We start from the raw sequence: 250 nt of genomic DNA on the forward strand, positions 1-250 counted from the left end.
GCCATTAGCTCAGTTGGTAGAGCATCTGACTTTTAATCAGAGGGTCGAAGGTTCGAGTCCTTCATGGCTCACCATTTACATGTTGCGGATGTGGCGGAATTGGCAGACGCGCTAGAATCAGGCTCTAGTGTCTTTACAGACGTGGGGGTTCAAGTCCCTTCATCCGCACCATTTCTGCGGAAGTAGTTCAGTGGTAGAACACCACCTTGCCAAGGTGGGGGTCGCGGGTTCGAATCCCGTCTTCCGCTCC

At 53.2% G+C, this 250-nt stretch carries 2 tRNA genes; both read left to right on the plus strand.

What is annotated here, in order from left to right:
* The first annotated feature begins 84 nt into the window (after positions 1-84).
* Positions 85-171: transfer RNA gene (locus SB658_RS26065), tRNA-Leu, on the plus strand.
* Between the two features lie 5 nt (positions 172-176).
* Positions 177-248 (plus strand) — tRNA-Gly (locus SB658_RS26070).
* The last annotated feature ends 2 nt before the right edge of the window (positions 249-250 follow it).

The sequence above is a fragment of the Bacillus sp. SIMBA_008 genome (genome assembly GCF_046535495.1).
In the GTDB taxonomy this organism is placed as follows: Bacteria; Bacillota; Bacilli; order Bacillales; family Bacillaceae; genus Bacillus; species Bacillus subtilis.